Annotated in this window: 11 protein-coding genes; 10 read left to right on the top strand and 1 reads right to left on the bottom strand. The window is 47.1% G+C overall.

What is annotated here, in order from left to right:
* On the bottom strand, positions 1-612 hold the full coding sequence (locus BLS23_RS02390) for a hypothetical protein (protein ID WP_089650932.1): 612 nt from the start codon (positions 610-612) through the stop codon (positions 1-3).
* 332 nt (positions 613-944) lie between these two features.
* Between BLS23_RS02390 and dacB the strand changes: the two genes are divergently transcribed.
* The 10 genes from dacB (at position 945) to BLS23_RS02440 (ending at position 14131) form a co-directional block, all read left to right on the top strand.
* Complete coding sequence (dacB, locus tag BLS23_RS02395; protein ID WP_341845029.1) at positions 945-2441, top strand: D-alanyl-D-alanine carboxypeptidase/D-alanyl-D-alanine endopeptidase; 1497 nt, start codon at positions 945-947, stop codon at positions 2439-2441.
* 259 nt (positions 2442-2700) lie between these two features.
* Positions 2701-3336, top strand: coding sequence for a GNAT family N-acetyltransferase (locus BLS23_RS02400; RefSeq protein ID WP_244157039.1), 636 nt, complete (start codon positions 2701-2703; stop codon positions 3334-3336).
* Positions 3333-4280 (top strand): alpha/beta hydrolase, encoded by a 948-nt coding sequence (locus tag BLS23_RS02405; protein WP_089650933.1) that lies wholly within the window; start codon positions 3333-3335, stop codon positions 4278-4280. Before BLS23_RS02400 ends, BLS23_RS02405 begins: the two co-directional genes overlap by 4 nt.
* A 291-nt stretch (positions 4281-4571) precedes the next feature.
* Positions 4572-5921: an aspartate aminotransferase family protein gene (locus BLS23_RS02410; RefSeq protein ID WP_089650934.1), complete on the top strand. Its 1350-nt coding sequence runs from the start codon at positions 4572-4574 to the stop codon at positions 5919-5921.
* 4 nt (positions 5922-5925) lie between these two features.
* Positions 5926-7437 (top strand): pyridoxal phosphate-dependent decarboxylase family protein, encoded by a 1512-nt coding sequence (locus tag BLS23_RS02415; RefSeq protein WP_089650935.1) that lies wholly within the window; start codon positions 5926-5928, stop codon positions 7435-7437.
* On the top strand, positions 7434-9188 hold the full coding sequence (locus BLS23_RS02420; protein WP_089650936.1) for an IucA/IucC family protein: 1755 nt from the start codon (positions 7434-7436) through the stop codon (positions 9186-9188). The genes BLS23_RS02415 and BLS23_RS02420 overlap by 4 nt, the downstream gene beginning before the upstream one ends.
* Complete coding sequence (locus BLS23_RS02425) at positions 9178-9759, top strand: GNAT family N-acetyltransferase (RefSeq protein WP_425250610.1); 582 nt, start codon at positions 9178-9180, stop codon at positions 9757-9759. Before BLS23_RS02420 ends, BLS23_RS02425 begins: the two co-directional genes overlap by 11 nt.
* The gene (locus BLS23_RS02430; RefSeq protein ID WP_089650937.1) at positions 9734-11071 is read left to right on the top strand and encodes a lysine N(6)-hydroxylase/L-ornithine N(5)-oxygenase family protein; all 1338 of its coding nucleotides are present in this window, start codon (positions 9734-9736) and stop codon (positions 11069-11071) included. Before BLS23_RS02425 ends, BLS23_RS02430 begins: the two co-directional genes overlap by 26 nt.
* A 16-nt stretch (positions 11072-11087) precedes the next feature.
* The gene (locus BLS23_RS02435; RefSeq protein ID WP_089650938.1) at positions 11088-12899 is read left to right on the top strand and encodes an IucA/IucC family protein; all 1812 of its coding nucleotides are present in this window, start codon (positions 11088-11090) and stop codon (positions 12897-12899) included.
* A gap of 23 nt (positions 12900-12922) precedes the next feature.
* Positions 12923-14131, top strand: coding sequence for an aspartate kinase (locus BLS23_RS02440; RefSeq protein ID WP_167355984.1), 1209 nt, complete (start codon positions 12923-12925; stop codon positions 14129-14131).
* The last annotated feature ends 14 nt before the right edge of the window (positions 14132-14145 follow it).

Here is a 14145-nt window from a genome sequence, read left to right on the forward strand (position 1 = left end):
CTATTTGTAGTAATGATGGGAATCTTGATAGCTCCAAGGTGCTGGTTCTAAATATTCGCGTGATTGACCTCCCATACCTGGAAGTCCCGGCATCATTCCACCGCCTGGCATGCCCCCTTGGCTGCCACCTGGCTGCGGGAACCCTGGCATCATCCCGCTTCCGCTGCCACCACCATTTTGTCCTGGAACGGGGAATCCTGGTGTGGCTCCATTCCCGTTCTGGCCCGGCATAGGGAATCCCGGCATCATTCCATTCCCATTTTGCCCGGGAGCGGGCAACCCCGGCATCATCCCGTTGCCATTTCCACTTCCGCTCTGCCCCTGGGACGGACTCTGAGGTGACTGCGGCATTCCGCCACTTTCACCGCTTCCATTTTCCTCACTACCGGATTCACCGTTACTGGTTCCATTTCCTTGATTTCCCGCTCCATTCTGCGACCCAGCCTGAGGATATAAAGGGTAGCAGGTGACGGTCATTTCTTCACCGTTTTCCCCTGTAATCGTTCCCTGCATGCCTCCTTGCATCTGAGCTCCCTGCCCTTGTGGAAAGCAGATCATGGCCCCTTGCTGACGCTGATGAAAATATGGTGGATAAGCATTCATATGATACATAAACGTTCGCCTCCCTTGAATACATCTCTTCATCCTATTCAATTCCGGCATCTTCGCCTATCGTTTCTTACGAATTGGTGAATTTGCCTAATTTCATTCACTGTTTTTTCATTTTTAGAATATAGACCGGACATTACAGATCTTTACTCCCGCTTCACCTTATTAGAAGTGAGGGAGTGAGGGCATGGAAAAAGACGGTATAAAAAAGGGTTAAGTATTAAAGACTGCGACTATGGCACTGTTTTCATTCTTATCCTAAATAATAGTTATAATTTTCTGTCATTTTTGCTAAGGTTAGAGTTATCCATAATTTTCAAGGAGGAATATACATAATGATGAATCCATTTCGGTGGAAACAAATGGTTGTTTTAATGATGGCTTCTTTTTTAATCGTCACTCCTTTTCAAACGAATGAAAGCACGGGAGTGAACGCAGAAAATGATGACCTCGGGCATGAAATCAATCGGATTTTGATGGATGAAGAGCTGGATGGCGCGCTTGCCGGGGTGAGTATTCGATCTGCAGAGACGGGTGAAATGATTTACGAACATGATGGGGATATTCGTCTAAAGCCTGCATCGAATATGAAGTTGTTGACGGGGGCTGCGGCGATGGAAGTCCTTGGGCCGGATTATACGTTTACGACAGAGATCCTGGCAGATGGGGATATTAAGGGAAAGAAACTTCACGGTGACTTGTATGTCAAAGGGAAAGGCGATCCGACCTTGATGGAAAAGGACTTCGCTGCTATGGCCCAGTCGTTGAAAGAAAAAGGAATCCGGGAAGTGAAAGGTGACCTTGTCGCAGATGATACGTGGTATGATGATATTCGTTTATCGGAAGATATTGCATGGAATGATGAAACCAACTATACCGGTGCTCAAATATCTGCACTGACGGTTTCCCCGAATGAGGATTATGATGCGGGGACGGTCATTGTAGCGGCTCATCCGTCTGATACGGTTGGGGAACCGGCAGAGATTAAAGTGACGCCTGAAAACGATTATGTGGAAATCGTAAACCGTGCCACAACTGTACCTTCCGACCAATCGAAAGACATTTCCATTGAGCGTAAACACGAGACAAATCAAATTGTCATAGAAGGAACGATCCCAGTGGATGGAAGCCGTTCAAGGTCATGGATTGCGGTCTCCGAACCGACGGGTCTCGCACTGAACCTCTTCCACAAAGCTTTAAAAGATGAGGGAATCAAAGTGAAAGGGAAAGAGGTTGTAGACGGTAAAACTCCGGAGGCTGCAGAAGTAGTGATCTCTAAGGAATCCATCCCTCTTGAAGAATTGTTTATCCCGTTTATGAAAATCAGTAACAACGGCCATGCGGAAGTATTACTTAAAGAGATGGGAAAAGTGGTTCATGATGAAGGAAGCTGGGATAAAGGGTTGGAGGTTGTGGAAGATTTCTTGACGGACAATAGCGTTGATGCGGATACGATGCGGCTTCGTGACGGGTCCGGGATGTCCCATGTGAACATGGTTCCAGCGAATGAGATTTCCAACCTTTTGTACCAGGTGAAAGATAAAGAGTGGTTCCCTGCTTATTGGAATTCTCTTCCGGTCGCAGGCAATGGGGAACGTTTTGTTGGTGGTACGCTTCGTTATCGTATGAATGATACAGCTGCCGAAGATAACGTGCGGGCTAAAACGGGCTCTTTGACGGGAGTAACATCGCTATCTGGATATGTAACGTCAGCCGATGGGGAAGAGTTCATCTTTTCGATTGTGTTGAACAATTATCTTGGTTCTGTAAAGGATATTGAAGATGAAATTGCTGTGACGCTGGCTGAGTATGAACAGGACAGTGGAGAATAAGCTGATAGGGACTTCCTCGGGTAGAGGAAGTCTCTCTTTTATTACATTCTTTTTAGGTATATGGAATTAATTTAAACAGACGGTTTGTGCCTATGAATCCGTACTTTCCTGGGAAACAAAGGGGGAATTTTTCTGCTTTAAGATTTCTGATGAGTGGACGTATAGTTCAAAAGTTTTGTTGCTCTTTCTTCCACCTTTCTCTATAATCAACACCAAATGATAATGAAAATCGTTATCATTTATTTGAGGAGGAGAAAATATGAGCGATACTACTAATCGTACAGAACTAAAGATGAAAGGTGGAGCGAAGGAAGATGCTTTTTCTTTTCGTCCCTTGGAAGAAAAAGACGTAGGACTGCTGCATGACTGGATGCATCAAAAACATATTTCACCCTTTTGGAAGCTGAACCTTCCTATGGAGGAGCTGCGTTCTTGGGTACGGAAGTCCATAGAAGCTGAACATAAGGATGCTTACATCGGTACATACAATGGCGAGCCTGTTTGTTATCTGATTGCGTATGCGATTGGAAAGGATCCGATTAGAGACTATTACGACTATCGGAACGGTGATTTAGGCATGCATCTCTTAATTGGCCCTCGCCCGTTATTGAATATGGATGACGGTCTATCCATCGTTCGTGCGATGATCTATTTCCTGTTTGAACGTTACCAAGCGAAAAGAATCATCGGGGAACCCGATCGTCGCAACCGGATTGTGATACCAATTTTGAAAAAGGTGGGGGGAGAAAATCTGGGCCGCATTAATTTACATGGGAAACAAGCGTCTTTAATTGTGGGAGCGAAAGAGGCATTTGAAAAATCATTGCAGGCCAATGATGTTGAAATCCAGACGTTGACAAGGATGAAGGCGTCTAAAAGTGAGCTGGTGGTATGAAAGTAGATGCACAAGTCCTTCACTTACTCAAAACCATTGGGGATCGGATGATTGAGCTTGAACATCCACCACTGGACCAGTTGACCCCTAAACAATCAAGAGAGTACTACGAGGTGGCCAGGGGATATTTTAAAGATATGTCTGTCGGCGGAGTGGCCGTGGATGACTCTTCTTTTCAGGGCAGATCAGGGAATGAAGTCCCGGTGAAAATCTATACGCCTGAAGGGGAAGGACCATTTCCTGTCCTTGTTTATTTTCACGGCGGTGGCTGGGTGTTCGGGGACGTCGACAGTTCAGACAACGTGTGCCGGTACTTTTCCCGTCATGCGCAAACAGTTGTGGTCTCCGTTGATTACCGATTAGCCCCTGAACATAAATATCCGGCAGCTTTCCACGATGCTTTGGATGCGGTCACATGGGTTGCGAATGAGGCTCATCAATGGAACATTGACCTCAAGCGGCTGGCCGTAGGTGGGGAAAGCTCTGGTGGTAACTTGGCTGCTGCTTCGGCGATTTATTTCAGGGACGATGAGGAGATAGAGATTTCTCATCAATTTCTGATTACCCCTGTGTTGGATTATAACTTCGATACGGAATCGTACAAGGCGAATTATACATATAACTTGACGAATGAAAAAATGAAATGGTTTTTCCAGCACTATTTGAAAGAGGAGGAAGATGGGCGGGATGTGTTTGTTTCACCACTGCGGACCCAAAACATGGCCGAGTTACCGCCGACATTGATGGTTACAGCAGAATACGATCCCCTCAGAGAAGAAGCATTTGCTTATACTGAGCGGCTCCAAGCCTCAGGAGTGTCCGTAAACCATCTCCATTTTGAAGATCTCGTCCACAGTTTTATCAATATGGCGGGCGTCGTCGATTGTTCGGCAGAAGCTTTGGACAAAATGACGAGGACATTGAAAGATATGCTGTATGAATAACGTGTTCCACCTTCGTTTACGAAGGTGGACTTTTTTTACCCAATTTTACACAGGGGAAGAAAATACTAGAAACGGGGTCCTTTATAGTTAAAACCGCCTGTTTTTATTCATGACGAATTCCTTAATTATCAGAAAAATAATCGACTTGAATATCCGTTAAAAACCGCTCTGTATCAAAGGGCAGGGACCCAATTGATAATGATAATGGTTTTCAATTAGTGTTGACATTGATAATCATTATCAAATAGTATAGCGGTAAGCCATTGAGCAAACGAAAAGGAGTGGAATCACATGAGTGTTCATATAAAGAAATCCAATCAGGAATTATTGAATCAACAAAATCAACGGGAATCGAATGCACGGTCTTACCCGCGCCGTTTCCCATTAGCAATTCAGGAAGCAGAAGGGGTCTACCTCACAGATATGGAGGGGAACCGGTACATCGACTGTCTAGCCGGAGCAGGGACACTTGCTTTAGGACATAATCATCCGGTGGTCATTGAAGCGATGGAAAAAGTGCTTCACGATAAACTGCCCTTACATACACTCGATCTTACGACAGAAGTGAAAGAACAATTTGTGGATGAGCTTTTCTCCAGTCTTCCAGAAGGGTTTCGGGACCGGGCGAAGGTTCAATTTTGCGGACCGACCGGAGGCGATGCGATTGAAGCGGCGTTAAAGCTTGCCAAAACAGCGACAGGTAGACAAAACATTCTGACCTTCCAGGGCGGTTATCACGGTGCAACTCACGGAACGATGGCGATCAGTGGAAACCTTGGACCGAAAAAGCGTGTCCAGGGATTGATGCCGGATACGCATTTCCTTCCATACCCTTATGATTATCGTTGTCCTTTTGGAAAAGGTGGAAAAGAAGGAGCAGAGCTGAGTGCCGCCTATATTGAACGATTGCTGGACGATCCGGAAAGCGGCATTCTTCCTCCGGCAGCGATGATTTTTGAAACCGTTCAAGGAGAAGGTGGTTCCATTCCAGCGCCCATCGAGTGGCTGAAGGAAATGCGCCGGATCACAAAAGAACGTGGCATTCCATTGATTATCGATGAAGTTCAAACAGGGATCGGACGGACAGGAGAAATGTTCTCCTTCGAACATGCAGGCATTGTACCGGATGCTTTTGTGCTTTCTAAAGCAATCGGTGGCAGTCTCCCGTTATCGGTTGTCGTTTATGACCGTGACCTTGATGCATGGGAGCCCGGCGCTCATATTGGGACCTTCCGTGGTAATCAGATGGCGATGGCTGCAGGAACAGCCACCCTCCAATACATTAAAGAGCACAAGCTTTCTACACATGCAAAAGAGATGGGCGGGAAGATTTTCCAAGCGTTATGCGAACTGCAAAAGGATTATCCGCAGCTTGGAGACGTCCGTGGACGCGGCCTGATGCTTGGGGTGGAAATCGTCGATCCATCTGGTAAAGCCGGCATGGAGGGCAGTTATCCAGCAGACCCTGATTTGACGAGCCGGATTCAAAAAGCCTGTTTTGACCGTGGGTTGATTCTTGAGAGTGGAGGCCGTCATGGGTCTGTGCTCCGATTCTTACCACCACTCATCATTACAGAAGAGCAGGTCGATACGATCATTTCCATCTTTAATGAATCTGTCGCTGCTGCTGTTTCGGAGTGAGTGAATGGGAACCACAACGACTCAATTAGCAGCTACCGCATTCGATTCATTTTTCCTTCAAAACGGGGAATTCGGGGGAGAGCATTTTCGAAACCATGTCGAACTCGTCGTCGATACACTTGCTGACGTGTTGCAGGACGTTGATCGACCGTTGGAAGGAAAGACCGTTCAAGACATCCAGCAGGAGCTCAACGGGATCCTGGATCTTTCAGAAGAACCGCAGGCGCTGCATGAAGTCCTACGGGAAATCAAAGGACCTGTCATAAAAAACAGCCTCCACGTTTCCCACGAAAGGAGTATGGCCCACTTGCACTGCCCTCCTGTTTTACCGGGCGTGTTGGCGGAATTGATCATCGGGGCGTTAAACCAATCGATGGACTCCTGGGATCAAAGCCCTGCAGCGACTTATGTGGAAGAAGCATTGAGCCGGTACTGGTGCGGGCGGATTGGCTTTTCGGTTCGAGGAGACGGTGTGTTTACAAGTGGTGGGACACAGTCCAACTACATGGGAATGCTGCTCGCCCGCGATGCGTTTTGTCGATCGAAATGGGAGCACATCGTGCAAAGAGATGGACTGCCGGAATCGTTCAAAAAGATGAGGGTCCTTTGTTCAGAAGAAGCTCACTTTTCTGTGAAAAAATCAGTTTCTCAGCTTGGTCTTGGCGAGAAGGCGGTCGTTCCGGTTCCCGTCCTTGATGACCATCGGATGGATCTGGATGAGGTTAGACGTATGGTTGAACAATTGGAGCAGGATGGACTTCTGCCGTATGCGGTCGTCAGTACATGTGGGACGACAGATTATGGAAGCATCGATCCGCTTGAGGGTCTGGCTGACTTTTGTGAAGAAAAAGGCCTCTGGCTTCATGTGGATGCCGCATACGGAGCAGGGCTTCTGCTTAGTGAGAAGCACAATGGGAAGCTTGCAGGCATAGACCGTGCGGATTCGGTGACGCTCGATTTCCATAAATGGCTGTTTCAGCCGATCAGCAGCGGGATGTTTGCGGTCAAAGATCGGAAGCACCTGCGGTTGTTATCACACCATGCCGATTACTTGAATCCTGTAGAAGATGAAGAAGAAGGCATCGTGAACCTTGTGAATAAAAGCATCCAGACGACGCGCAGGTTTGATGCGTTAAAAGTTCTTTTGACCTTGAAAGTACTCGGGACGCGGTTATTAGGGAGTATGGTGGACCGGACGATGGAAGTCTCGAGCTTTGCTGCAGAGGAACTCGGGCGTCGCGAGGCTTTCCGGGTAGAAAATCCATCTCCTGAACTTTCGGCCGTCGTGTTTCAGTACCAGCCGGAGGGAAGCCTGGATGTGAGCGATTTGAACCGGAAAATACAGCAAAAACTTTTCAACGAAGGAACGGCCGTGATTGCGAAAACATCAGTCCGAGGAGAAACCTATTTGAAATTTACGCTCTTGAATCCACGTACGACGGAAGAAGATGTGTTGGCCGTGATTGATGAGATTGAAAATACAGCGAAACAGATATTAGGAGGGACACCTCATTGAATAAAGCAAAAGAAATCGCCGAAATGGCCACAATGCAAAGCTTTCTTAATTGTTACTTAAGAGAAACAGGCAACTATGAGGGGATGGATGTTGGCGAAATGAATGAAAAAATGCTGCGCATTCCTTTGGTCCGACAACACTTGGTCATCCATGTACCTGTAAACTATTGGTCGTTAACGGGGAGGCACCTGTTTGACTTTCCGATGACCTATCAAACAGAAGGAAAGGAAGAAACCCATACTCTTGATTATGTCACGATGACCACCCTCCTTGTGAAAGAATGGCTCATCGGCAATGGACAGGAATGGGCAGAAGATGAGCTCGTCCTGCGTGTCCTGCTCAGCTGCAAGAAAATGAAAGATTATGTAGTTGCAAGATTCGAAGATCGTCACAAGCTGATGGACGAAGATTTTACATTTATCGAAGCGGAACAGTCGCTGCTGTTCGGGCATTTGCTTCATCCGACCCCGAAAAGCAAACAAGGCCTGACCGATGATGAGGACCGTGAATATTCCCCTGAATATAAAGGGCGTTTCCAGCTCCACTATTTCAGTGTGAATCCTGATCTTGTTGAAGAAGATTCCAGTTTGGATCGTCCCGCATCCGCTCTCATCTTCGAAGGCGTCAAAGATACGGAAGGGGCGGAACCACTAGTGAAGGAATGGAACAAAGGCCGACTTTTACTTCCTATGCATCCCCTGCAAGTGCCGGTTGTATTAAAAGATCCGGAAGTCCAAGGGTATCTTGATTCTGGAGATATCAAACACCTTGGGCCAAAGGGTGTCCGGTTTACGGCTACCTCTTCATTCCGGACGCTGTACAGTGAATCTTCCCGGTTTATGTACAAATTCTCTGTCCCGGTCAAAATTACGAACTCCTTAAGGGCGAACCAGCCGAAGGAACTGGCGAGAGGGGTGGAAGTTTCACGTTTGCTCGATACAGAGCTTGGAGAGCAAATGAAGAAGCATCATCCGAATTTCCATATGATGAAAGATCCTGCGTCGATCAACCTACGTTTATCGAAAGAAACTTCAGGGTTTGAAGTTTCGTTAAGAGAAAATCCTTTTTACGACGATGATGAGCAGGTGACTCTTGTGGCAGGGCTCGTCCAGGATCATGCGTATGGAGGGCAGTCCAGAATCTCCACGATTATCCGAAGTATTGCTGAGAGCGAAGGAAGATCGTTGGAAGAGGTCAGTCTCGATTGGTTTGACAAGTATTTGTCGATCAGCCTGGAGCCTATTCTCTGGCTGCATCACACTTACGGGATCGCCCTTGAAGCCCATCAGCAGAACTCTGTTGTCAGGATGGAACAAGGGTATCCTTCCAAGTTTTATTACAGGGATAACCAGGGGTATTACTTCAGTCGGTCCAAAGCGGATCAACTCACAGAACTGCTTCCTTCATTAAACAGCAAAAGCGATACGATCTGTGAGGATGACGTCGCGGATGAACGTCTGCGCTATTATTTCTTTTTCAATCATTTATATGGGCTGATCAATGGATTCGGCGTCAGTCGATTGGTCGATGAAGAAAAATTGATCGACCTTCTTCGCAGCCGTTTGATGGATCATCTTCCATCCTCCCTGGTCCAAAGTCTATTGGAAGAAAGCAAGCTTCCTTGTAAGGCCAACCTATTGACGCGTTTGTATGATATGGATGAACTGGTCGGGCCGATGGAAGAACAGTCGGTCTATACAGCGGTTGATAACCCGCTTGCTGCAAAGGTGGGAGTCGGCCATGAGCATTGAGTTTGAGATTTATGATGAAACAATCCAGCGCACGATTGCGTTTCGGAAAGCTCAAATGGAAGATGTCGCGTTGGTTCACAAGTGGATGAATGAAGAACACGTGCATCCTTTCTGGCAGTTGAATCTCCCGTTTGACCGGTTTGAAAAACACTTTCAGAAGGCAGTGGCCGACACCCATCAGACGCTGTACCTCGGCCTGATCGACGGGGAAGTGATGAGCTATTGGGAAGCTTACTGGGTCAAAGGGGATGTGATAGAAAACGCGTACACACCCAAAGCTTACGACCAGGGCATCCATCTGTTAATCGGGGAAAAGGATTACCTCTGTTCAGGCTTTGCCCTGCCTCTTCTGAGAGCGATGGTGCGTTTTCAGTTTCAGCATGAAGCGACAACGAAAGTCGTGGCAGAACCGGATATACGGAATGACAAAATGATCCATATTTTTAAAAAATGCGGGTTCGCACCGATTGCGCCCATACAGCTGCCGGATAAAGAGGCACAGCTAATGTTTTGTGAACGAGAAGCATTTGAATCGAGGTGGAACGATGAATACAGAAAAGCAGATTTTTGATGTAATCGGCATCGGTCTCGGGCCGTTCAACTTAGGAATGGCCGCCCTCCTGGATAGCGTTGAGGATGTGTCCGCGGTGTTTTTGGAAAAAGAAGAAGAGTTCCAGTGGCACCCTCATTTATTGATGGAAGGAACAACGCTGCAGGTGCCTTTTTTCGCAGACCTTGTCAGTATGGCGGATGTCACCAACAAGCACAGCTTTTTGAATTATCTGCAGGAACACAACCGTTTATATAACTTTTATTTTTTGGAGAAGTTCCATATCCCGAGGAAAGAATACAATCATTACTGCCGGTGGGTCAGTGACCGGTTGGACAGTTTGCGGTTCGGTAAGGAAGTCATCCATGTGACAACCGCTGATCTCGGTGGAAAGACACTCTATCAAGTGACCGCTCACGATTCCTCCACAGGTGAGGAACACACGTACACAGCTGAAAACATCGTGATGGGCATTGGCACGGAGCCCCGGTTCCCGGAGGCACTTCAAGACGCCCTTGGAGAATCTGTTTTTCATACGTCCGAATATTTGAAAAGAAAACCATTGTGTGACTTATCCAAGTCTGTCGCCGTGATTGGATCGGGACAGAGCGCGGCGGAAGTTTTCCTTGATGTAGCGAAGCACCAGGAAGAAACAGGTGGTTCGCTTCAATGGTACACAAGGTCGCATGGGTTCTTTCCGATGGAGTATTCAAAGCTTGGGCTTGAGTATTTCTCCCCGGATTACATCGATTTCTTCTATGAGCTGCCTCAATGGAAGAAAGACCAGCTGTTACATAAGCAGGACCTTCTCTATAAAGGCATCAGTGCAGAAACCATCGCCGCTATTTATGATCATCTTTATGAACGGACGGTCGGCAATGCCGATCCTTCGATCCATCTTCAGGCGATGACCGAAGTGACGTCCATCGAACAGAAAGAGAGCCATTTGAGCTTAAAAGGTTATCAGAAGGTCACAGAGGAGCCAGTGGAGATGGAAGCGGATCTGGTCATTTTAGGGACAGGGTATCAGCCTCGCGTGCCCGCCTTTTTCTCAAGCATAAAGGACAGCATCATTTGGGATGAGCAGGGCAGGTTTGCCGTGAACAAAGGCTATGACCTGGCTGCGGACCTAAAGGCAGATGGGCACATTTTTATCCAAAATGGAGAACTCCATACCCACGGCGTCGGCGCATCTGATCTTGGACTTGGCGCACATCGCAATGCGGTAATCATAAACAGGATCGCGAAAAGAGACGTTTATTCGATACAGGAAAAAAATGTCTTCCAAACATTCGGAACGAAGAAGACCTTGGTCACACAACATCAATCATAAGAAAGAGGGGATCGGTTTGTTATTTCAACAGGACATTCATGGACAATTGAACGCAGACAGTTGGAAGAAAGCCAATCAACAGTTAATGGCGAAAATGTTCGCGGAATATATGTATGAGGATATGATCCAGCCGGAAGTTTTACTAGAAGACGGGAAAACGATAGAGTACAAGCTTTCCGTTTCCAGCGAAAAGTCGTACCGGTTCGTTGCGGAAAAGCGTTTGTTCGACAGTTTTGATGTCTCCGTTGATGAACTGAAAAAAGTCGAGCAGGGGATCGAAGAAGAGGCGGATCACGCGCTTGAACTTCTGATCGATTTAAAGGAAATCATCGGCATGTCCGCAGAAACCCTCGGCCATCTGATTAAAGAGATGAACGCGACGTTAATCGCTGATGTGCATTTGATGCAAAAGACAGATCGGGGGTCTGATGAGCTTGTGACTCTCGATTATGCGGAGCTTGAAGGCTACATGAAGGGGCACCCGTGGATTACTTACAACAAGGGGAGAATCGGCTTCGGTTATGATGACTACCTACGTTTTGCACCTGAGCACCAGCAGGAAGTGCAGCTTTCCTGGATTGCGGCACATAAAAATCTAGCAACCTTCCAATCGGTTCAGAACCTCAGCTATGAAACACTTCTGAACGAGGAGTTAAGTGAACAAGAGAGGGAACGCTTCTTTTCCGAGGTGAGCAAACAGAACCGCGATCCGGAAGATTATTACTTTTTCCCTGTCCATGAATGGCAGTGGAAAAATCAGCTGATCCAAAACTTCCCGGAGGAAATCGCGAAAAAGGAAATCATCGCAGTTGGAGATGGCGACGATGCTTATCTTCCTCAACAGTCGATCCGTACGTTTGTTAACAGAAGTAGTAAAGAGAAACATCATGTGAAGCTTCCAATGAGTATTTTGAACACTCTTGTGTATCGAGGGCTGCCATCAGAACGGACAGTGATCGCGCCGAAAGTCACTGAATGGATCAAGGGCCTCTATGAACAAGATGACTTTTTAAAGAATGAATGCCGGGTGATTCTGCCGGGGGAAAACGCCAGTATCAATGTGGATCATAAACATTACTCTGCCGTTAAGGAAGCTCCGTATCAATACCTTGAAATGCTGGGGACGATTTGGCGGGAAAGCATTTATACGTATCTGGAAGACGGCGAGCAGGCCATCACACTTGCAGCGCTCGTTCACGAAGATCCAAATGGGAAACCGTTCATTCAATCGTTGATCGAGTCGTCTGGATTGGATCCGGAAGATTGGATGAAGAAGTTTTATAAAGTTGTCATGGATCCTTTGCTTCACTACTTATATAAATATGGGACAGTCTTTTCACCGCACGGGCAGAATACGATTCTGGTACTGAAAAATAACGAGCCCCGTCGTCTTGCCATCAAGGATTTTGTCGATGATGTGAACGTGACGGACCAGCCGTTCCCTGAACTTGCGCACGTAACGGAAGAGATGAAAGCTGTGCTGCGTACAGAACCACCGGAAGGCTTGACGCAGTTTATCTTTACGGGACTTTTCATCTGCCATCTGCGTTATTTGAGCCATATTCTAGAAAAACACCATCTATTAAATGAAGAAGTCTTCTGGCAGCTGCTTGCAGAGTCGATCCACGACTACCAGAGCAGATTCCCTGAATTGAAGAAACGATTTGAGTTGTTCGACTTCTTCAAACCGGAAATGACGAAGCTTTGCCTGAACCGCAACCGGATGGTCGATTATGGCTATGCCGATGGCGATGATCGTCCGCATGCATCGGAATTTGGCAAAGTCACCAACGCACTGGCTGCTTTTAAAGAACAGCCGATCGGATAACCTGACGAAAAGAGGGATGGATCGTGGCGATCATTGTACAAAAATATGGAGGCACTTCACTCCAAACAACCGAACGAATCAGACAGGCAGCGAATCGCATCATCGGTGAACGAGAGAAAGGAAACCAGATGGTCGTTGTTGTCTCAGCCATGGGAGACTCCACCAATCATCTAGAGCAGCTCTCCCGTGAAGTCTCTTCCTGTACGAATGGAAGAGAAAAGGATCTGCTTTTATCTACAGGTGAACAAGTGTCATGCGCGCTGATGGCGCTCGCTCTTCAAGAAAAAGGGCAGGCAGCTATCGCTATGACCGGCGAGCAGGCAGGGATTGAAGTGGAATACCTCCACGGGAACGCCAAGGTCACTGCGATTCATACCAAGTGCATGAAGAAGGAGTTACAAAAAGGAAAGGTTGTCATTGTAGCCGGTTTCCAAGGCGTAGCCGCAAACGGAGAACTCTGTACGCTTGGCCGAGGCGGTTCCGACACGACGGCCGCTGCCTTGGCTGCAGCACTGAAGGCGGACCGCTGTGACATCTGTACGGATGTCGATGGGGTGTATACCGCAGATCCTCGTGTGATCCTAAACGCAGCGATATATTCATACATGGATTACGACAGCCTGCTCACCATGGCTGAAATGGGGGCCGGGGTGATTCATCCGCGTGCTGTCGCCCATGCGAAAGAATACCAAGTTCCTCTAGTCATTCGTTCGAGCTTCAGTGAACACGAAGGGACTTGGATATCAAAGGATACATCTATTTCTTCAGTGGCAGGGGTCACGTATCAAAAAAATCTCTGTCATGTCCGTCTTTTTGGAAGAAGGATGAAAAAGGAAAAAATTTTGAGGCGGATGAAGGATTCTGGTGTGATTGGAACAAAGGATGTTCATGCACACCTAGACGAACTTCTCGCAGTGGTAAAGAAAGACGACCTCGACCAGACGATATCAATGCTTGACTCATACAAAGATCAATTAGGCGTCCAAACCATTCAAACAGAGATTCAAAAAGCGGCCATCCACCTGATTTTTGTTAATGAGGAGGAAAAAAGGAAGCAGACCGCCTTGATGAATGAAAAAAAGTTCATGCCTTTGGAAGACGTCCATTCGATCGACAGTCATCCAGCGGTATGGAGTGTTTCCGTACAAGAAGAATATGGCTCGGATATGGCTCGACGTGTGTATGATGTCTTTATGACTGAGAACCATCACAAATTTCCGCTTGCTTATTGAAAGTCATTCGAATG

Origin of the sequence: Halobacillus aidingensis (assembly GCF_900104185.1) — a bacterium.
GTDB lineage: Bacteria > Bacillota > Bacilli > Bacillales > Halobacillaceae > Halobacillus > Halobacillus aidingensis.

Excerpts from the sequence above, each read along its gene's own strand:
- BLS23_RS02410 (WP_089650934.1), top strand. The coding sequence starts at position 4,572 with ATGAGTGTTCATATAAAGAAATCCAATCAGGAATTATTGAATCAACAA.
- BLS23_RS02425 (WP_425250610.1), top strand. The coding sequence starts at position 9,178 with ATGAGCATTGAGTTTGAGATTTATGATGAAACAATCCAGCGCACGATT.
- BLS23_RS02430 (WP_089650937.1), top strand. The coding sequence starts at position 9,734 with ATGAATACAGAAAAGCAGATTTTTGATGTAATCGGCATCGGTCTCGGG.
- BLS23_RS02415 (WP_089650935.1), top strand. The coding sequence starts at position 5,926 with ATGGGAACCACAACGACTCAATTAGCAGCTACCGCATTCGATTCATTT.
- dacB (WP_341845029.1), top strand. The coding sequence starts at position 945 with ATGATGAATCCATTTCGGTGGAAACAAATGGTTGTTTTAATGATGGCT.
- BLS23_RS02390 (WP_089650932.1), bottom strand. The coding sequence starts at position 612 with ATGTATCATATGAATGCTTATCCACCATATTTTCATCAGCGTCAGCAA.
- BLS23_RS02405 (WP_089650933.1), top strand. The coding sequence starts at position 3,333 with ATGAAAGTAGATGCACAAGTCCTTCACTTACTCAAAACCATTGGGGAT.
- BLS23_RS02400 (WP_244157039.1), top strand. The coding sequence starts at position 2,701 with ATGAGCGATACTACTAATCGTACAGAACTAAAGATGAAAGGTGGAGCG.